Raw genomic sequence first — 18810 nt, 5'->3', positions numbered from 1 at the left:
CAGCGATATGACTGATCAGCGCAAAGGCAGCGATGCCGAACCCACCACTCACTTCGGCTTCAAAAACGTACCGGAAAGCCAGAAAGCGGAAAAAGTCGCTGAGGTTTTCCACTCGGTAGCCGCCAAGTACGACCTGATGAACGACCTCCTGTCGGGCGGCATGCACCGTCTGTGGAAGCGTTTCGCGATCGAGCTGTCGGGCGTGCGTACCGGTAACCGCGTGCTGGACATCGCCGGCGGCACTGGCGACCTGACCCGCAAGTTCTCGCATCTTGTGGGACCGACTGGTCAGGTAGTGTTGGCCGACATCAACGAATCCATGCTCAAGGTCGGGCGTGACCGCCTGCTGGATCTGGGTGTGTCCGGCAACGTCGAATTCGTTCAGGCCGATGCTGAAAAGCTGCCGTTTCCGGACAACCATTTCGACTGCGTGACCATCGCTTTCGGCCTGCGCAACGTAACGCATAAAGAAGACGCCCTGCGCTCGATGCTGCGCGTGCTGAAACCGGGCGGCCGTTTGCTGGTGCTGGAGTTCTCCAAACCGACCAACGCGCTGATGTCCAAAGCCTACGACGCCTACTCGTTCGCCTTCATGCCGTTGATGGGCAAGCTGATCACCAATGATTCGGAAAGCTATCGCTACCTGGCCGAATCGATCCGCATGCACCCGAATCAGGAAACCCTGAAGTCGATGATGGTCGAGGCCGGTTTCGACCACGTGACCTACCACAACATGACCGCAGGCATCGTCGCCCTGCACCGCGGCATCAAGCCCTGATGCTGCTGGCCGGCCTGTTCGCCAGCGTTGAACTCGGCCTGAACCGGGTGCTGCGTCTCGACAGCACGGCGCTGCCGCGGCTGGCGCATTTGAGCGGCAGAGTGATCGCCGTTGATTGCCGCAGCCCCGCGCTGCAAGTGTTCATCCTGCCCAGCGATGAAGGCCTGATGCTCGCATCCCAATGGGAAACCGGTGCCGACTGCACCTTGCGCGCACCGGCCTCAAGCCTGCTGAAGCTGGCGATGAACAAGGACAAGAGCTCGGTCCTGCATGACCCTGAAGTCGAACTCGACGGCGACAGCGGCGTGCTGCTGGAACTGGCGGCGATCCTTCAGGACCTCGAACTGGACTGGGAGTACGAACTCTCGCGCTGGCTGGGACCTGTCGCTACGCAACTGGTCGGCGGTCATCTGCGCAGTCGCGCACGCTGGTATCAGCAAGGGTTCACCAGCCTGAACCAGAACCTGGGCGAGTACCTGGCCGAAGAATCGCGCGCCCTCGTTGGTCAGCGCGAAGCCGAAGCCCGCTTCAATGAACTGGACCAGATCAAGCTCGATCTGGAACGTCTCGAGGCGCGTTTTGAGCGCCTTTCCCGATCCCTCGACCCAAGCGATAACGCATGAAGCTGCTTGCCGTCCGCCGTTTGTTGCGCATCCAGCGCGTTGTGATTCGCTACCGCCTCGATGACTTGCTGTTCGCCCTGCCGCTGCCCTGGTTTCTGCTGGCGCTGCGCTACGCCCTGCCGTGGCGCTGGTTTCCGCGCAAGACGCTGGACCTGAGCCGTGGCGCGCGACTACGCCTGGCATTGCAAGACCTGGGGCCGATTTTCATCAAGTTCGGCCAGATCCTTTCGACACGCCGCGACCTGCTGCCCGAAGACATCGCCGATGAACTGATGAAGCTGCAGGACCGCGTGCCGCCGTTCGACTCGCAAGTGTCGATCCGGTTGATCGAAGAGCAGCTCGGCAAAAAAATCAGTGAAGTCTTCAGCCGTTTCGACGTCGAACCGCTGGCCTCAGCCTCGGTGGCGCAAGTACATGCCGCGCAGCTGAAAACCGGTGAAGAAGTCGTCGTCAAAGTGATCCGCCCGGGCCTGAAACCGATCATTGCCCAAGACTTGGCGTGGCTGTTCATCCTCGCTCGCGCCGCGGAGAAACTCTCGGCCGACGCGCGCCTGCTGCACCCGGTGGACGTGGTCAGCGACTACGAAAAAACCATCTACGACGAACTTGACCTGCTGCGCGAGGCAGCCAATGCCAGCCAATTGAAGCGCAACTTCGACGGTTCGCCGCTGCTCTATGTGCCGCAAGTCTATTGGGACTGGTGCCGGCCGAAAGTGCTGGTGATGGAGCGCATCTACGGGATTCAGGTCACCGACCTCGCGACCCTGGCCGACCAGCGTACCGACATGAAAATGCTCGCCGAACGTGGCGTCGAGATCTTCTTCACCCAGGTGTTCCGCGACAGCTTCTTCCACGCCGACATGCACCCCGGCAACATCTTTGTCAGCACCGTGCAACCGTGGAGCCCGCAGTACATTGCGATCGACTGCGGCATCGTCGGCAGCCTGACCCCGGAAGATCAGGACTATCTGGCGCGCAACCTGTTCGCGTTCTTCAAGCGTGATTACCGTCGTGTTGCGCAGTTGCACATCGATTCGGGCTGGGTGCCGGCGGAAACCAAACTCAACGAATTCGAAGCAGCGATCCGTACCGTGTGCGAGCCGATCTTCGAAAAGCCGTTAAAAGATATTTCCTTCGGTCAGGTGCTGATGCGCCTGTTCCAGACCGCTCGCCGCTTCAACATGGAAGTGCAGCCACAGTTGGTCTTGCTGCAAAAAACCCTGTTGAACATCGAAGGCCTGGGCCGTCAGCTGTACCCGGACCTTGACCTGTGGAACACCGCCCAGCCGTTCCTCGAGCGCTGGATGCGCGAACGCGTCAGCCCCAAAGCCTTGCTGGGCAACGTGCAGAGCCAGTTCGAACAGATCCCGCACCTGGCCAACATGGCCCGCGACCTGCTCGAGCGCATGTCCCAGCCCCACGCCAACGACCCGCCGCCCCCTTGGCACAAGCGCAAGGACGACTGGTTCCTGCGCCTGCTCGGCACCGCTCACTTGGCGGGTGGCACGATACTCGCCGCCGGTGGTCCGTTGAACGATTTGGGGCATTGGCCCGCAGGAATCATGGTAGCGGTCGGTTTGTATCTGGTCGTTCGCCGATAGCCGGATTGAGCTGCAAGCGATAAGCTTCAAGCTTCAAGCACCGGGTTCAAGACTTGAACTCATCAACACAGGCACAACGCAAACCTGCTTTTACTTGTAGCTTGAAGCTCGAAGCTTACAGCTGCTTTTTTCAGGAATCGAAGATGAAAAACTGGCTGGACGAGATCAAGTGGGACGCCGATGGTCTGGTGCCGGCGATTGCCCAGGACCACAAGACCGGACGCGTCCTGATGATGGCCTGGATGAACCGCGAAGCGCTGGAATTGACCGCTGCCGAGAACCGTGCCATTTACTGGTCACGTTCCCGTGGCAAGCTGTGGCGCAAGGGTGAAGAGTCCGGTCATGTGCAAACCCTGCTTGAGATGCGCCTGGACTGTGACGCCGACGTGATCATCCTGATGGTCGAGCAGATCGGTGACATCGCCTGCCATACCGGCCGTCAGAGCTGCTTCTACCGCGTCTTCGAGAACGGCGACTGGAAAACCGTCGACCCGGTACTGAAAGACCCGCACGCTATCTACTCCGCAGGACATACCCATGAGTGACACCCTGACCCGTCTGGCCCAGGTGCTGGAAGAGCGCAAAGGCGCCGCTGCCGACAGCTCGTATGTCGCCAGCCTGTACCACAAGGGCTTGAACAAGATTCTGGAAAAAGTCGGCGAAGAGTCGGTCGAAACCATCATTGCCGCCAAGGATGCCGCCATCAGCGGTGACTGCAGCGATGTGATCTATGAGACCGCCGATTTGTGGTTCCACAGCATGGTCATGCTCGCCCAGCTGGGGCAGCATCCACAGGCTGTGCTCGATGAACTGGACCGCCGCTTCGGTCTGTCTGGACATACCGAGAAAGCCTCTCGCCCGTCCGCCTGAACATCTATTACAGAGGAACGCAACATGGGCATTTTTGACTGGAAACACTGGATCGTCATCCTGGTTGTCGTCGTGCTGGTGTTCGGCACCAAGAAACTGAAAAACCTCGGTACTGATGTCGGCGAGTCGATCAAGGGCTTTCGTAAAGCCATGAACGACGACGAGAAACCGGCTGACCCGACAGCAACCCCGGCCCAACCGGTTCCACCTGTTCAGCCACAGACCACACAGTCTGTGAACCCGCCGCACACCATCGATGTGCAGGCGCAAAAAGTCGAAGAGCCGACCCGTAAAGACTCGTGAGCACTGACTAATGTTTGGTATCAGCTTCTCTGAACTGCTGCTCGTCGGCCTCGTCGCCCTGCTGGTGCTGGGGCCCGAGCGTCTGCCGGGCGCTGCGCGCACCGCCGGCTTGTGGGTCGGGCGCCTGAAACGCAGCTTCAACGCGATCAAACAGGAAGTTGAACGTGAAATCGGTGCCGACGAGATTCGCCGGCAACTGCACAACGAGCACATTCTGTCGCTGGAGCAGGAGGCGCGGAAGATCTTCACGCCGACTCAGCAAGAGCCGACGCCGGTGGAACCTGTAGCGACGCAGACGATTCATGCGCCGGCGGCTGAAGCTATCCCGGTGGTTGCAACGGCTGAACCTGCTACTCCGGTAGAACCTGCTCCTCCTGCGGCTACGCCTGTTGCGCCAGCCCCTCACGACACCACTTTGCCGCCGCGAGCCCCATGAGCGAACTTCCGGAAAACGACCAGCACATGCCGCTGGTTTCGCACCTCACCGAGTTGCGCACCCGTCTGCTGCGCTGTGTAGCGGCGATTTTCATTATCTTTGCCGGGTTGTTCGCCTTCACCCAGCAAATCTACACCTTCGTCTCCACGCCGCTGCGCCAGTACCTGCCGGCCGGCGCGACGATGATCGCCACTGACGTGTCGTCGCCGTTCCTGACGCCGCTGAAGCTGACCATGATGGTTTCGCTGTTCCTGGCAATCCCGGTGATCCTGCATCAGATCTGGGGCTTCATCGCGCCGGGCCTGTACAAGCATGAAAAGCGCATCGCGGTGCCGTTGCTGGTGTCCAGCATTCTGCTGTTCTACACCGGCATGGCCTTCGCCTATTTCCTGGTGTTCCCGCTGATCTTCAAGTTCTTCGCCGCCGCCACCCCGGCCGGTGTGGAAATGATGACCGACATCACCAGCTACCTCGATTTCGTCATGACGCTGTTCTTCGCCTTCGGCGTGGCGTTCGAGATTCCGGTGGCCGTGGTGCTGCTGGTGTGGATCGGCGTGGTCAATGTCGCCTACCTGAAGAAAATCCGCCCGTATGTAGTCATCGGCTGCTTCGTGGTCGGCATGATCCTGACGCCGCCGGACATCTTCTCGCAGACGCTGTTGGCCGTTCCGATGTGGTTGCTGTTCGAGATCGGCATCCTGTTCGGCAGCCTGATCAGCAAGCGCGGCGAGCACCCGGACGATCAGCCGGCTGACGATCACAACGACCAGCCGCCAGCGACTCAAGCGTGAACCTGCTGCTCCTCGAAGAGGCCGACTTTATTACGGCCGACCGGGCTATCCTGCGCGATCGCCGGTTGACTCACATGCAGGAAGTCCACCGCTCGGTGGTTGGCGACAGCCTGCGGGTCGGGCGTATCGGCGGGTTGATGGGTTCAGCCGAATTGCTGCGCCTGGACGCCGATGAAGCCGAGTTGCGTGTCACCCTCGAGCAGCCGCCACCGACCAAGCTGCCACTGACTTTGGTGTTGGCGCTGCCGCGACCGAAAATGCTCCGCCGGGTATTTCAGACCGTGGCCGCCATGGGTGTGCCGCGAATCGTGCTGGTGAACAGCTATCGCGTCGAGAAGAGCTTCTGGCAAACCCCGTTCCTGGAACCCGAGGCGATTCGCGAGCAGTTGATCCTGGGTCTTGAACAAGCCCGGGACAGCGTGCTGCCGGAGGTCGTCATCGAGAAGCGTTTCAAGCCCTTTGTCGAAGATCGTCTGCCGGCCATTACCGAAGGTACCCTCGGCCTGGTCGGTCATCCCGGTAACTACCCGCCCTGCCCTCGCGGCGTGGACGAACCCGTGACCCTGGCCATCGGCCCCGAAGGCGGCTGGATTCCCTACGAAATCGATTTGCTGGGCAAGGCCGGCCTGCAACCGGTGCAACTCGGCGAGCGCATCCTGCGGGTTGAAACCGCCGTCACTGCGCTGCTGGCACGCCTCTTCTAACCCCAGACACTTATCCTGTGGCGAGGGAGCTTGTCGGATCGCCGCACCGTCCCGCTCGGCTGCGAAGCAGTCGTAAAACCAGTGAATGCGGTCTTGCTGGTAAAAAGCGCTGGCCGCTTCGCGCCCAAGCGGGAGCAAGCTCCCTCGCCACAAGTGTTTACTCCCCTACAGATCCCTGCCAGCCGGCCGATACAGTTCCCATAAAACCGATTAGGTCCTAGGGGAGTTGCAGCATGTACCGTTGGCTGGCCGAGAAACTGGGAAACGTAAGCGTCAATCGCAAACTGGGTATCGGCTTCGGTCTGGTGCTGCTGCTGACCTTGTTGATCACCTTTACCGGCTGGACCGGTCTGAGCGGTGTGATCAGCCGTGGCGATACGCTTGGGTTTATTTCCAGCCTCAATGAGCTGACCAAAGACCTGCGCCTCGCCCGTCTGGATTACGACATGCGCCGTGGCGAACAAGGTCCGGGCGCTGTCAACGAGCTGATCAGCCGACTCGATACCGGCCTGAAAACCGCCCGCACGCTGATCGAACAGCCTGGCGACGTGGCAATGATCGACCAACAATTGGCCGCTGTCAGCGAGTACAAACGCGCCTTCGCTGACATGACTCAGGCCACCGCCACCCGCGAAGATGCTCGCAGTAAACTGGGTGCCACCGCCGATAACGCCGTGGCCCGGGTCGCTGAAGTCGAAAAATCCATGCTGCAAGGCGACAGCGTCGCTCAGTTCAACAGCGTGATCGACCTGAGCAAGCTGATCCAGCAAGCGCGCTTCCAGGTGCGCGGCTATACCTACAGCGGCAAGCCCGAGGCCGAGCAGCCGGCGTTGGGCGCCATCGACAACGCCCTGAAAAACCTCGAGAGCTTGCCGTCTCAGCTGCCGGAACAACACATCGCCAACCTGCAACAGGCGACCGACTCACTCAAAGCCTATCGCGCGGCCGTCAGCCAGTTCCGCGACTCCCAAGTCGCCAGCGCCGCCGCCCTCAAACGCATGGTCACGCAAGGCGACATGCTGCTCGACGTCAGTAAAAAACTCACTGCTTCGCAAACTGTCGCGCGCGACACCGACACAGCGCACGCCAAGAATATGCTCCTGATGGCCACCGTCCTCGCGCTGGCCTTTGGTTTGTTCGCAGCCTGGGCCATCACTCGCCAGATCGTCATTCCTCTGAGCCAGACCCTCAAAGTGGCCGAGCGTGTCGCCGCGGGCGACCTGACTCACAACCTCACCTCCGAACGTCAGGACGAACTGGGTCAGCTACAGCGCGCCATGCAGAGCATGACCCTGGGCCTGCGGGAACTGATCGGTGGCATCAGCGATGGCGTGACCCAGATCGCCAGCGCCGCTGAAGAACTGTCCGCCGTCACCGAGCAGACCAGCGCCGGGGTCAACAGCCAGAAGGTCGAGACCGATCAGGTGGCCACCGCCATGCACGAAATGACCGCCACTGTGCAGGAAGTCGCGCGCAACGCCGAGGAAGCGTCCGAAGCCGCCGTCGCCGCCGACCAGCAGGCTCGCGAGGGTGACCGGGTGGTCGGCGAAGCCATCGCCCAGATTGAGCGCCTGGCTACCGAAGTCGGTAACTCCACCGAAGCCATGGGGCATCTGAAGCGCGAAAGCGACAAGATCGGCAGCGTGCTCGACGTGATCAAGTCCGTGGCCCAGCAAACCAACCTGCTGGCGCTCAACGCCGCCATCGAAGCCGCCCGCGCCGGTGAAGCCGGGCGCGGTTTTGCGGTGGTCGCCGACGAAGTCCGCAGCCTGGCCCAGCGCACCCAGAAGTCCACCGAAGAAATCGAAGAGTTGATCGTCGGCCTGCAAACCGGCACTCAGCAAGTCGCGACCATCATGGACAACAGCCGCAGCCTGACCGACAGCAGCGTCGAACTGACCCGGCGCGCCGGCAGCTCGCTGGAAAGCATCACCCGCACGGTGTCGGCAATCCAGTCGATGAACCAGCAGATCGCTACCGCTGCCGAGCAACAGAGTGCAGTGGCCGAAGAGATCAATCGCAGCGTGCTGAACGTGCGTGATGTGTCCGAGCAGACCTCGGCCGCCAGTGAAGAGACCGCGGCGTCCAGCGTTGAGCTGGCGCGGTTGGGGGCGCATTTACAGAGGTTGGTGGGGCGGTTCAAGGTTTGAGGTGATGCGGCGATTAGGCGTAGGGAGCGAGTACATATCCATTTCTGCGGTAGCGGCGGCTGGCGGTTTCGCTTTTACAGCGAGTCCCTTTTCCAAACGCCGAAAAGGAACCAAAAGGCTTTGCCCCTCCATTCGGTGCCTCGCTCCGGCATTGCTCCGGGAGAGCATCGCGAGCAGGCTCGCTCCCAAGGTTGGACTGGGTACATCCGGGGAAGATGGGTCGGCTGACAGGCCGCCATCGCAGCGACGAGGCGACCCGACAAGCCAGCTCCACAAAAAATCGACGCCCGTCCAAAATCAGCGCCCATCCGCTTTGCTGTTCACCACTCAACAGGCCGAGCGTTAGCTCGCCTGCAGCTCTTGATCTTGATGCACCGTCCCCTCGAGAGGCCGAGCCTTTGGTTACTTGGGGCTTTTCCAAGTGACTCGCTGTAAAAGCGAAACCGTCAGCGGCCGTTACCGCAGAAACGGATATGTACACCATTAAAATCGGCAGGCCATCGCGAGCAAACCCCACTCCCACAGGATCCGCGCCGAACACAAAGCTGAGTTCAGTCAGATCAATTGCATGAGGCGTTCCCGGCTGCACGTGGGAATGATCAGTAGCGCAAAAAAAACCCCGCTTTCGCGGGGTTTTTCATTAGGCCAGCTGAGGCTGCACGCTCACAGGCTTGAGCGGTAACAGCGGCGCATGGGGATCGGCATCCACCGATGTGCGCCAGGCTTGCAGCCACTCGGCATGGCCTTCGTTCCAGACCTGCTCATGCAAGCGACCCAGTGCAACCGGATCACTCAGCAGGGCCAGGCACTCGTTGTTGGTCAGCCCCGCAGGCCCGACCTTCATCGCATGGCGAACCCGCTCGATGCGCAGCCATTCGATCGGCTCGGCCTGACGGTGACGGGACGTCGCCAGCGCACACGCCAAAGCGTTCTGCTGAGGATCGACCACTGCCCGGATGAAACCGTCATTCAACGCATGCCAACGGTTTTCGTGGGTGTACTGGTCGGTTGCCAGCAACGCCTGTGGCGGATTGTATTCCTCAGGGATCAGGAACAGGCTTTCGTCACGGGACTTGAGGCCAAGGCCGACACGGCTGGAGATCACCGACACCGGGATCGACAGCATCAGCGAACCGACAATCGGCACCAACCACCAGAGGAAGCTCGGGTTCAGCCAGATCACCAGCAAGGCCCAGAAGAAGCCCAACACGGTCTGCGGCCCATGGCGCTTGACCGCTTCACTCCACGGCGTGGAGTCGTCGTCACGTTGCGGCGAGTTCCAGGTCGCGGCCCAGCCGAGGAACGCGGCGAGTACGAAACGGGTGTGGAAGATCATCCGCACCGGCGCCAGCAGCATGGAGAACAACATCTCCAGCAGCATCGACAGCGTCACCTTGAACTTGCCACCGAACTCTTTCGCGCCCTTGGCCCAGATCAGGATGATGCTCAGCAACTTCGGCAGGAACAGCAGCACGATGGTCGTCGAGAACAGTGCAATCGCCTTGTCCGGCTGCCATTGTGGCCACAGTGGATAGAGCTGACGCGGTTCTAGGAAGTACTGCGGCTCCATCAACGTGTTGACCGCCAGCAAGGCCGTCGACAACACCAGGAACAAGAACCACAACGGCGCGGACAGGTACGACATCACGCCGGTCAGGAATACTGCACGGTGCACCGGGTGCATGCCCTTGACCAGGAACAGCCGGAAGTTCATCAGGTTGCCGTGGCACCAGCGACGGTCACGCTTGAGTTCGTCCAGCAGGTTCGGCGGCAGTTCTTCGTAGCTGCCCGGCAAGTCGTAGGCAATCCATACGCCCCAGCCGGCACGGCGCATCAGCGCAGCTTCGACGAAGTCGTGGGACAGAATCGCACCGGCAAACGCGCCTTTACCGGGCAACGGCGCCAGGGCGCAGTGCTCGATGAACGGCTTCATGCGGATAATCGCGTTGTGGCCCCAGTAGTGGGATTCGCCCAACTGCCAGAAGTGCAGACCGGCAGTGAACAGCGGACCGTACACACGCGTGGCGAACTGCTGCATACGCGCATAAAGGGTGTCCATGCCCGACGCACGCGGCGCGGTCTGGATGATCCCGGCGTCCGGCGTGGCTTCCATCAGGCGCACCAGACTGCTCAGGCATTCGCCGCTCATGACGCTATCGGCGTCGAGCACGACCATGTACTTGTAGTCACCGCCCCAACGACGACAGAAGTCGTCGAGGTTGCCGCTTTTACGTTTCACGCGGCGGCGACGGCGGCGATAGAAGATCTTGCCGAAGCCCTTGGCCTCACGGCAGACGTCCAGCCAGGCCTGTTGTTCGGCAACGCAGATATCGGCGTCGTTACTGTCGCTGAGTACGAAAAAGTCGAAGCGATCCAGGTTACCCGAGGCCGCAACCGATTCGAAGGTCGCCCGCAAACCGGCAAACACCCGCGGCACGTCTTCGTTGCAGATCGGCATCACCAGTGCGGTGCGTGCGTCCTTGGCGATCGGCTCGTTGCCGGCGCTGGCGCCGGAAATGCGGTACTTGTCACGGCCAGTGATCAACTCGAGGAAGCCCATCAGCGCGGTCCAGAAACCGGCCGAGACCCAGCAGAACAGAATCCCGAACATAATCAGAATGCTGGTTTGCAAGGCATATGGCAGCACTTGCGTGGCGGTTTGGGTCAGCGGTTGATGCAGGACTTCTTCAAGATCGACGAACGACCAGCCCTGGTACGGCATGATGCCTTTCATGTACCAGCCGGCGACGATCGTCTGACCGAGCATCAGCACCAGCAGAATGTAGCGGCGGATCGAACCGACGGTGCGCCAGCGAGCCGCCGGCAGCACGTTCTCATCTTTCGGCGGTACGGGCGGATTGGTGCGACCGGTCAGTCGACGCCAGCCACGCACCAAAATGTTGGTGCGCCACGGCTCGGGCACGACTTTGGTTCGACGGATTGGTGGGGTTGCCTTGAGGCAAACCCGACCGCTGGCGTCGAGCCCCAGCATTTGCGCATCCGCCAGTTCTTCGGCGGTGTTCAGGGTCAGGCGCCGGCCGACCGAAGCCTGAGCGGCCTCGGTCGGCGCGTCGAACGTCGAGGACGACAGACGTTCGTGCAGTTCACTGAAAGACTTGCAGCCCGCGAGTTCCGCGCGCTGCTCGTCGCTCATCGGCAAATGCGCCAGGTACTCGGCAAGCGTTTGTGGCTGTACGTGTGAATTACTCATCGGCAGGCAACTGATAGCTCCAGGTCTCGGTCAGGACTTGTTCAGTCGGTGCCGATTCCGTTGTGGCTGGGGCCGCTTCGGCAGCGACAGGCTGCTTGGCGTCTTTGTTGTCCTTGCCCTTGGTGTCCTTGACTTGCTGGGCTTGGGCTTGTGCTTCAGCCTGCTTGGCTTCCTTGTCCTTCTTCTCCTGCTGTTTGGCGGCGATCTTGTCGGCCTTGGCAACGGAAGAACTGGACGCTGGCGCCGCGGTCTTGAGCGCCTCGGCAGGCGAGATGTTCTTGACCAGCGCTGCGCGCATCTCGGTGGATTTGCTCGGATCCTTGATCTTCATCCGCAGGGTCAGGCGCCAGCCCTTGGTTTCAGGGTTGTAACGGACGCTGTTCTCGACCAGTTCTGCGTTGTCGCCAACACTCACTTGGCTGCGTACTTCAGCGTCTTCCGGCAGGACTTGCAGGGACGGGCCTTCGAAATCCACCAGATAGGCCACGCTGCCGTCCGGCTGACGAATCAGGTTCGACTGCTTGACGTCACCCGTGGAACGCAGGGTCTGTTGAACCCAGGCGCTGTCCGGAGAATGCAGGGAGGCTTCGTCGATGGTCCAGTGCATGCGGTAGGCAACGTCCAGGGACTGGCCGGGCTCAGGCAGTTTTTCCGGGCTCCAGAAAGCGACAATATTGTCGTTGGTTTCGTCGGCGGTAGGAATCTCTACCAGATCGACGGAGCCTTTGCCCCAATCGCCTTTCGGTTCGATCCAGGCGCTTGGACGCTTGTCGTAGCGGTCATCGAGGTCTTCGTAATGGCTGAAGTCACGGCCACGTTGCAGCAAGCCGAAACCGCGCGGGTTCTCGATCGAGAAGTTACTCACGGACAGGTGTTTCGGATTGTTCAGTGGACGCCAGATCCATTCGCCGTTGCCAGCATGAATCGACAGGCCACTGGAGTCGTGCAGTTCGCGACGGTAGTTCAGCACTTTCGACGGCTGGTTGGCACCGAACAGGAACATGCTGGTCAGCGGCGCAACGCCAAGCTTGGTGACCTTGTCACGCAGGAACATCCTGGCCTTGACGTCGACAACCGTGTCACTGCCCGGACGCAGGGTCAGGCGGTAGGCACCGGTGGCGCGTGGCGAATCCAGCAGGGCAAAGATCACCAGATGCTTGTCGCCCGGCGCGGGCTGTTGAATCCAGAACTCGGTGAAACGCGGGAACTCTTCGCCGGAGGGCAACGCGGTATCGATGGCCATGCCGCGAGCGGACAAGCCATAGGTGTGACCTTTGCCGATAACGCGGAAGTAGCTCGCGCCAAGCATGGTCATGATTTCGTCTTGCTTGTCGGCCTTGTTGATCGGGTACAGCACACGGAAACCGGCATAACCCAGCTGCTCGGTGGCTTTAGGATCGAACTTGACGTCGCCGAAATCGAAACGACTCGGGTCGTATTTGATCTCTTCAACGGTATTAGCCGTGATTTCGTTGATTTTCACCGGCGTATCGAAATGCATACCCTGGTGATAGAACGACAGCTTGAACGGGGTTTTCTGGTTCGCCCATTCGGCTTTTTCAGTGAGGAACCGAATTTTTTGATAGTCCGCGAATTTCATCTCGCGAAATTCATTCGGCAAGTTACTGCGCGGGGCTTCGTATTTTTGCCCGGCCAGCTCTTTCGCCTTGACCGATACGTCATCCAGATTGAATGCCCAAAGCTGGCCGGCGCTGAACAGGCAGAGCAGTGCCGAGCCTGCTACCAGAGCGCTTCGAAACCGTTTGGCAGACAATTTTGCTGCATTACAGGGACTAACAATCACGAGCAACCCTCGCCGAAAACAGATCAAAAAACCAACGGCCAGTTAAAGTGCCAGCACGGTGTGCGGTGGAAAAAACCGACGCTGCGAGCCACTCTTGCCAAGTTGGCGAGCATTGTTCCGACTCCTATGGGGCAAAATGATTCCCCAACAGGTCCCGGACAAGTCTCTACCTAAGTCAAAACGGACCAACGAACGCTGATCCCCGTAGCGCGCGATTATCTAGCAGGCCGCGTTACAACGCATCAGGGGCAAGCAAGTATTTATCGGGAAAAGCCCCTGTTTTCAGCCGAAATACCCTTAAAAAGATGTTTCAAGCACTTTCACGTCTGTAACAGGAAGGTTACCGGACCATCATTGACCAGGTGCACCTGCATATCCGCGCCGAATCTACCTGATGCCACAGTGCTATGCATCTGTTTCGCTTTGCCTGATAGATAGTCGAACAGCTCCTCGCCCAAAGCCGGAGGCGCCGCCGTCGAAAAACTGGGGCGCAACCCGTTTTTGGTGTCGGCGGCCAAGGTGAACTGCGAGACCAGCAGCAACCCGCCGCCTACGTCCGCCAAGGACAGATTCATCTTGCCCTCGGCGTCACTGAATACTCGATAGTTAAGCAGTTTATGCAGAAGTTTGTCAGCGCTGGCCCGAGTATCGCCGGGCTCGACCGCCACCAGCACCAGCAACCCCTGATCTATCGCCCCAACCACCTCTCCCGCCACCTCGACTCGCGCGCCACGCACGCGTTGCAGCAGGCCCTTCATGCTTCGTCAGGCGACAGGTTGAGCATACGGCGGGCCATCTGATCGGCGGCGCGAACCAAGGCATCGGTAATACCCGTTTCGGACGCCGCATGGCCGGCGTCGCGAATCACCTGCAATTCGCTGTTCGGCCAGGCCTGATGCAATTCCCAGGCATTGTCCAACGGACAGATCACGTCGTAGCGACCGTGGACGATCACGCCAGGCAAATGGGCGATCTTGCCCATGTCGCGAATCAGCTGGTTCGGCTCGAGGAAAGCGTTATTGGTGAAGTAATGGCACTCGATACGGGCGATGGACAACGCACGCTGAGGCTCGGAGAAACGCTCGACCACCAGCGGATTCGGCCGCAGGGTGGCGGTGCGGCCTTCCCACATGGACCAGGCCTTGGCCGCGTGCATCTGAGCGATCTGATCGTTACCGACCAGACGTTTGTGGAACGCCGAGAGCAAATCGTGGCGTTCGTCCTGCGGGATTGGCGCGATGTAGTCCTGCCAGTAATCGGGAAACAGGCGACTGGCGCCACACTGGTAGAACCACTCGATTTCCTGGGGACGGCAGAGAAAAATCCCGCGCAGAATCAAGCCATGCACGCGCTCCGGGTGGGTTTGCGCGTAGGCCAGGGCCAGGGTCGAACCCCAGGAGCCGCCGAACAGCACCCATTTGTCGATGCCCAGGTGTTTGCGAATCCGCTCAAGGTCGGCGACCAGATCCCAAGTGGTGTTGTTTTCAAGGCTGGCGTGAGGGGTGGAGCGACCGCAACCGCGTTGGTCGAAGGTGACAATGCGATACAGGTTCGGATCGAAATACCGGCGGCTCTGGGCATCACACCCGGCGCCGGGGCCGCCGTGGATGAACACCACCGGCAAACCTTCCGGCGAACCGCTTTCGTCGACATACAGCGTGTGGGTTTTATCGACAGCCAGATCGTGCCGGGCGTGGGGTTTGATCTGCGGGTACAAAGTCTGCATTGCGCGCTCCGTAAGGGGTCGAGGTCATCCCTGGGGGGGACTTCTATTATTCTGCCGTCCGGCATCATAAACCCGAATGACTTCAATGAGCATGCCCCTTGCAGCGTCAGAGTTTGTCAGCCGCCGCCCGCCCCGTTGGGGCGGCGAAGCAGCCCCAACACATTCAATCGATTTCCGACAGATTTACCGCGCGTGCAGGAATTACGACTGCTGCGCAGCCGAACGGGGCGGTGCGGCGTTCCGACAAGCTCCCTCGCCACAGGGTATTGTGCTGAGCTTTAGCGCTTGTAGTGTTCCTGTCCCCACGCCAACAACCCTTGCAACAATTCCCTGAGCACCACTTGCGTCGGCGCCGCCAGGTCAGGGCGATAGCGGAATGGCTCGAACTCTTCCATGTACGTGCACTGACCCAACTCCAGTTGCACGGCATGGATGTTCTCGGCCGGGTTGCCGTAATGCCGGGTGATGTGCCCGCCCTTGAAGCGACCGTTCAGCACATGGCTGTAATCGCCATGCCGTGCGCAGATGGCTTCCAGTTGGCTGGCCAATTGGGGATCGCAACTGGCGCCATTGAAGGTGCCGAGGTTGAAGTCCGGCAACTTGCCGTCGAACAGATGCGGGATGATCGAGCGGATCGAGTGTGCATCGAATAGCAGTGCGTAGCCGAACTCGGCTTTCAGTCGCGCCAGTTCTTCCTGCAAGGTCCGGTGGTACGGCGTCCAGATGTGTTCCAGATACGTCGCCCGTTCTGCGGCCGATGGCTCCAGCCCTTCGCGGAACAACGGAATACCGTCGAACAACGTCGCCGGGTACAGGCCGGTGGTGGCGCCGACATATAAAGGCTTGTCGTCGGACGGCCGGTTCAGGTCGATGACAAACCGCGAGTACTCGGCTGCCAGGGTGCTGGCGCCCAGCTCGGCGGCGAATTCGTAAAGCCTTGGGATGTGCCAGTCGGTGTCCGGCAGGCTTTTCGCGTCGGGAATCAATCCCGCTTCGACCACTGGGGTCAGGCGCAGGCCGGCGTGGGGCATGCTGATCAGCAGCGGCACACGGCCTTGTTTGAAGTTCAGAACCTTATCCACAACTGCTCTCCTAAACGCTTGTTTCGACGCCGTGACGCACGACGCGTTTTTCCAGGTCGCCGCCCAGCCAGTACGACAGGTCGGCCGGTCGATCAATCTGCCAGGCGACGAAGTCTGCGACTTTGCCGGCTTCCAGCGAACCGTGAGTCTCGGCCATGCCCAGCGCGGTGGCGGCATGAATCGTTGCGCCCGCCAGGGCCTCTTCCGGGGTCATGCGGAAACAGGTGCAGGCCATGTTCAACATCAAGCGCAACGACAGCGCCGGCGAAGTGCCCGGGTTGAGATCGCTGGCGATGGCGATTTTTACGCCGTGTTTGCGCAGGGCTTCCATCGGCGGTAATTGGGTTTCCCGCAGGAAGTAGAACGCGCCGGGCAGCAATACCGCGACGGTGCCGGACTTGGCCATGGCGATGGCGTCGTCTTCGGTCATGAATTCCAGATGATCAGCGGACAGTGCGTGATAACGCGCCGCCAGGCTCGAACCGTGCAGCGACGACAATTGTTCGGCGTGCAGCTTCACCGACAAACCGAGGTTCTGCGCGGCAACGAAAACCCGCTCGACCTGCTCCGGCGAAAACGCCAGGTATTCGCAGAAAGCGTCCACCGCATCCACCAACCCTTCGGCCGCCAGGGCCGGGAGCATTTCGCTGCAGATGTGATCGATGTAAGCGTCGGCGCGGTCCGCGTATTCCGGAGGCAAGGCATGGGCGGCAAGGCAAGTGCTGCGCACGCTGACTGGCAGCTCGGCGCCAAGACGACGGATGACCCGCAGGATCTTGCGTTCGCTGGCCAGGTCCAGGCCGTAGCCGGACTTCATCTCGACCGTGGTCACGCCGTCGCGCATCAGGCTCTTCAGGCGCTTGGCGGCGCTGGCGAACAGCTCGTCTTCAGTTGCCGCGCGAGTAGCGCGCACGGTGCTGGCGATGCCACCACCGGCCGCTGCGATTTCCGCGTAGCTGACGCCTTGCAGACGTTGCTCGAATTCACCGCTGCGGTTACCACCGAACACCGTGTGAGTGTGGCAGTCGATCAGGCCCGGAGTCACCCAGGCCCCTTTAAGATCATTGACTGCCGGGTACTCGCCCGACGGCAGTTCAGCGCGTGGGCCGATCCACTCAATGTGCGCACCTGACGTCACGATGGCCGCATCCTCGATGATCGAGTAGACGCCTTGCGCCATGGTTGCGACGTGGCAGTGTTGCCAGAGAGTTTTCATCCGTGGCCTCCGTTAGGTTATCGATGAGAAAAAGAAGGTTCCCGCTCCACCGGTACTGCCTTCCCTGCCGCCGGTTTCACCCACGTCAGGTACGCCAGCACCAGCAATACAATCCAGACCACGCCGACGATCAGAGCCGCCTGGGTATCCGGGAAATAGCCCAGCACGCCGAAAATGAACAGCATTAAAGCAATCGCCGCCATCGGCGCATAAGGCCAGAACGGCACCGGGAATTTCAGTTGTGCGACCTGCTCGGCGTTCATGGAACGACGCATCGCCACCTGGGTGAACAGAATCATCAGCCAGACCCACACCGTGGCAAAGGTTGCGATGGAGGCGATCAACAGAAACACGTTTTCCGGAATCAGGTAGTTCAGCAGCACGCCCAGCAGCAGCGCGGCACTCATCACCACCACGGTCATCCATGGCACGCCATTGACCGACAGGCGGGCGAAGCCCTTGGGCGCATGCCCTTGCTGGGCCAGACCGTACATCATCCGGCCCGCGCCGAAGATGTCACTGTTGATGGCCGACACCGCCGCCGAGATCACCACAATATTGAGGATGGTCGCCGCCGAACTGATCCCGAGGTTGTCGAAAATCTGCACGAATGGACTGCCCTGGCTGCCAATCTGCTGCCAAGGAAAGATCGACATCAGCACAAACATCGTCAGCACGTAGAACAGCAGGATACGCAACGGTACGGCATTGATCGCCCGGGGCAGCACGTGCTGCGGGTCTTTGGCTTCACCCGCCGTTACGCCGATGATTTCAATGCCGCCAAACGCAAACATCACCACGGCAAACGAAGCGATCAGGCCACCTACGCCGTTGGGCATAAAGCCGCCATGGCTCCAGAGGTTGCTGATGTCGGTCGCCTGGGCGCCGGGCGCGGTGCTGATACCGAACAGCATGATGCCGAAGCCACCCAGGATCATCGCAACGATGGCCGCGACCTTGAGCAGCGACAACCAGAACTCCATTTCACCGAAGACTTTGACGTTGCACAGGTTCAAGCCGCCGACCACCGAAACGATGCCGAGTACCCAGATCCAGCGAGCGACTTCCGGAAACCAGAAGCCCATGTAAATACCGAACGCGGTGACGTCGGCCATACCGACGATGACCATTTCGAACGCATAGGTCCAACCGAGGATGAAGCCTGCCATCGGCCCCAGATAGGTGCTGGCGTAATGGCCGAAAGAGCCGGCCACCGGGTTGTGTACCGCCATCTCGCCGAGGGCGCGCATAACCATGAACACCGCCGCGCCACCGATCAGATAAGCGAGCAATACCGCAGGCCCGGCCATTTGAATGGCCGAGGCAGAACCGTAGAACAGCCCGGTGCCGATCGCCGACCCCAGCGCCATGAAGCGAATATGTCGGGCAGAGAGCCCGCGTTTCAAACCTTTTGTTGGCTGTTGCATTTCTCGTCCTTAATTATTCTTATCCGACGCAAAATCGAATCGCGAGCAGGCTCGCTCCCACAGGGGGATGCATTCTAATGTGGGAGCG

General features: G+C 60.5%; 17 protein-coding genes and 1 pseudogene. 11 read left to right on the top strand and 7 right to left on the bottom strand.

What is annotated here, in order from left to right; translation table 11 throughout:
- Positions 1 to 7 precede the first annotated feature (7 nt).
- From ubiE to LOY56_RS26895, 11 genes and pseudogenes are all read left to right on the top strand, one after another.
- The gene (gene ubiE, locus LOY56_RS01780) at positions 8 to 778 is read left to right on the top strand and encodes a bifunctional demethylmenaquinone methyltransferase/2-methoxy-6-polyprenyl-1,4-benzoquinol methylase UbiE (RefSeq protein ID WP_258619214.1); all 771 of its coding nucleotides are present in this window, start codon (positions 8 to 10) and stop codon (positions 776 to 778) included.
- Positions 778 to 1401 (top strand): SCP2 domain-containing protein, encoded by a 624-nt coding sequence (locus tag LOY56_RS01775; protein ID WP_258619213.1) that lies wholly within the window; start codon positions 778 to 780, stop codon positions 1399 to 1401. Before ubiE ends, LOY56_RS01775 begins: the two co-directional genes overlap by 1 nt.
- Positions 1398 to 3002, top strand: coding sequence for a ubiquinone biosynthesis regulatory protein kinase UbiB (gene ubiB / locus LOY56_RS01770; RefSeq protein WP_258619212.1), 1605 nt, complete (start codon positions 1398 to 1400; stop codon positions 3000 to 3002). The genes LOY56_RS01775 and ubiB overlap by 4 nt, the downstream gene beginning before the upstream one ends.
- Before the next feature lie 143 nt (positions 3003 to 3145).
- Entirely contained in the window at positions 3146 to 3547 is a 402-nt protein-coding gene (gene hisI, locus LOY56_RS01765; protein WP_258619210.1) for a phosphoribosyl-AMP cyclohydrolase, read from the top strand.
- On the top strand, positions 3540 to 3872 hold the full coding sequence (locus LOY56_RS01760) for a phosphoribosyl-ATP diphosphatase (RefSeq protein WP_258619206.1): 333 nt from the start codon (positions 3540 to 3542) through the stop codon (positions 3870 to 3872). Before hisI ends, LOY56_RS01760 begins: the two co-directional genes overlap by 8 nt.
- A gap of 24 nt (positions 3873 to 3896) precedes the next feature.
- Positions 3897 to 4175 (top strand): twin-arginine translocase TatA/TatE family subunit, encoded by a 279-nt coding sequence (locus tag LOY56_RS01755; protein ID WP_258619205.1) that lies wholly within the window; start codon positions 3897 to 3899, stop codon positions 4173 to 4175.
- Between the two features lie 10 nt (positions 4176 to 4185).
- Positions 4186 to 4611 carry a Sec-independent protein translocase protein TatB gene (tatB, locus tag LOY56_RS01750; protein WP_258619204.1) on the top strand — a complete coding sequence of 142 codons (426 nt, stop codon included), beginning with the start codon at positions 4186 to 4188 and terminating at the stop codon, positions 4609 to 4611.
- A complete protein-coding gene (gene tatC, locus LOY56_RS01745; RefSeq protein WP_258619201.1) occupies positions 4608 to 5402 on the top strand; it encodes a twin-arginine translocase subunit TatC in 795 nt (264 codons plus the stop codon). Before tatB ends, tatC begins: the two co-directional genes overlap by 4 nt.
- A complete protein-coding gene (locus LOY56_RS01740) occupies positions 5399 to 6106 on the top strand; it encodes a 16S rRNA (uracil(1498)-N(3))-methyltransferase (protein ID WP_258619198.1) in 708 nt (235 codons plus the stop codon). The genes tatC and LOY56_RS01740 overlap by 4 nt, the downstream gene beginning before the upstream one ends.
- Positions 6107 to 6339: 233 nt before the next feature.
- Positions 6340 to 7398, top strand: a pseudogene (locus tag LOY56_RS26900) (methyl-accepting chemotaxis protein); the annotation flags it as partial.
- Positions 7384 to 8256, top strand: coding sequence for a methyl-accepting chemotaxis protein (locus LOY56_RS26895; protein ID WP_408980367.1), 873 nt, complete (start codon positions 7384 to 7386; stop codon positions 8254 to 8256). The pseudogene LOY56_RS26900 and the gene LOY56_RS26895, both read left to right, overlap by 15 nt.
- Before the next feature lie 640 nt (positions 8257 to 8896).
- On the opposite strand, the gene mdoH is transcribed toward LOY56_RS26895, so the two are convergent.
- From mdoH to LOY56_RS01700, 7 genes are all read right to left on the bottom strand, one after another.
- Positions 8897 to 11467, bottom strand: coding sequence for a glucans biosynthesis glucosyltransferase MdoH (mdoH, locus tag LOY56_RS01730; RefSeq protein ID WP_258619196.1), 2571 nt, complete (start codon positions 11465 to 11467; stop codon positions 8897 to 8899).
- Positions 11460 to 13271 carry a glucan biosynthesis protein G gene (locus LOY56_RS01725; protein WP_258619195.1) on the bottom strand — a complete coding sequence of 604 codons (1812 nt, stop codon included), beginning with the start codon at positions 13269 to 13271 and terminating at the stop codon, positions 11460 to 11462. Before LOY56_RS01725 ends, mdoH begins: the two co-directional genes overlap by 8 nt.
- 320 nt (positions 13272 to 13591) lie before the next feature.
- Positions 13592 to 14029, bottom strand: coding sequence for a D-aminoacyl-tRNA deacylase (dtd, locus tag LOY56_RS01720; protein WP_258619193.1), 438 nt, complete (start codon positions 14027 to 14029; stop codon positions 13592 to 13594).
- Complete coding sequence (gene pip, locus LOY56_RS01715) at positions 14026 to 14997, bottom strand: prolyl aminopeptidase (protein WP_258619191.1); 972 nt, start codon at positions 14995 to 14997, stop codon at positions 14026 to 14028. Before pip ends, dtd begins: the two co-directional genes overlap by 4 nt.
- 278 nt (positions 14998 to 15275) lie before the next feature.
- Positions 15276 to 16079, bottom strand: a complete 804-nt coding sequence (gene hutG, locus LOY56_RS01710; protein WP_258619190.1) for an N-formylglutamate deformylase — start codon at positions 16077 to 16079, stop codon at positions 15276 to 15278.
- A gap of 10 nt (positions 16080 to 16089) precedes the next feature.
- A complete protein-coding gene (hutI, locus tag LOY56_RS01705) occupies positions 16090 to 17295 on the bottom strand; it encodes an imidazolonepropionase (protein WP_258619187.1) in 1206 nt (401 codons plus the stop codon).
- A 17-nt stretch (positions 17296 to 17312) separates the two neighbouring features.
- Entirely contained in the window at positions 17313 to 18722 is a 1410-nt protein-coding gene (locus LOY56_RS01700) for an amino acid permease (RefSeq protein ID WP_258619184.1), read from the bottom strand.
- Positions 18723 to 18810 lie beyond the last annotated feature (88 nt).

It is taken from the genome of Pseudomonas sp. B21-048, from assembly GCF_024748615.1.
GTDB lineage: Bacteria > Pseudomonadota > Gammaproteobacteria > Pseudomonadales > Pseudomonadaceae > Aquipseudomonas.
This window is presented reverse-complemented; position numbering and strand designations above follow the sequence as displayed.

Bases quoted from the DNA above. Each gene is read 5' to 3' on its own strand.
- LOY56_RS01755 (WP_258619205.1), top strand. From the start codon at position 3,897: ATGGGCATTTTTGACTGGAAACACTGGATCGTCATCCTGGTTGTCGTC.
- tatC (WP_258619201.1), top strand. From the start codon at position 4,608: ATGAGCGAACTTCCGGAAAACGACCAGCACATGCCGCTGGTTTCGCAC.
- LOY56_RS01775 (WP_258619213.1), top strand. From the start codon at position 778: ATGCTGCTGGCCGGCCTGTTCGCCAGCGTTGAACTCGGCCTGAACCGG.
- ubiE (WP_258619214.1), top strand. From the start codon at position 8: ATGACTGATCAGCGCAAAGGCAGCGATGCCGAACCCACCACTCACTTC.
- hisI (WP_258619210.1), top strand. From the start codon at position 3,146: ATGAAAAACTGGCTGGACGAGATCAAGTGGGACGCCGATGGTCTGGTG.
- LOY56_RS01700 (WP_258619184.1), bottom strand. From the start codon at position 18,722: ATGCAACAGCCAACAAAAGGTTTGAAACGCGGGCTCTCTGCCCGACAT.
- LOY56_RS26895 (WP_408980367.1), top strand. From the start codon at position 7,384: ATGCAGAGCATGACCCTGGGCCTGCGGGAACTGATCGGTGGCATCAGC.
- tatB (WP_258619204.1), top strand. From the start codon at position 4,186: ATGTTTGGTATCAGCTTCTCTGAACTGCTGCTCGTCGGCCTCGTCGCC.
- LOY56_RS01760 (WP_258619206.1), top strand. From the start codon at position 3,540: ATGAGTGACACCCTGACCCGTCTGGCCCAGGTGCTGGAAGAGCGCAAA.
- mdoH (WP_258619196.1), bottom strand. From the start codon at position 11,467: ATGAGTAATTCACACGTACAGCCACAAACGCTTGCCGAGTACCTGGCG.
- hutI (WP_258619187.1), bottom strand. From the start codon at position 17,295: ATGAAAACTCTCTGGCAACACTGCCACGTCGCAACCATGGCGCAAGGC.
- dtd (WP_258619193.1), bottom strand. From the start codon at position 14,029: ATGAAGGGCCTGCTGCAACGCGTGCGTGGCGCGCGAGTCGAGGTGGCG.
- pip (WP_258619191.1), bottom strand. From the start codon at position 14,997: ATGCAGACTTTGTACCCGCAGATCAAACCCCACGCCCGGCACGATCTG.
- ubiB (WP_258619212.1), top strand. From the start codon at position 1,398: ATGAAGCTGCTTGCCGTCCGCCGTTTGTTGCGCATCCAGCGCGTTGTG.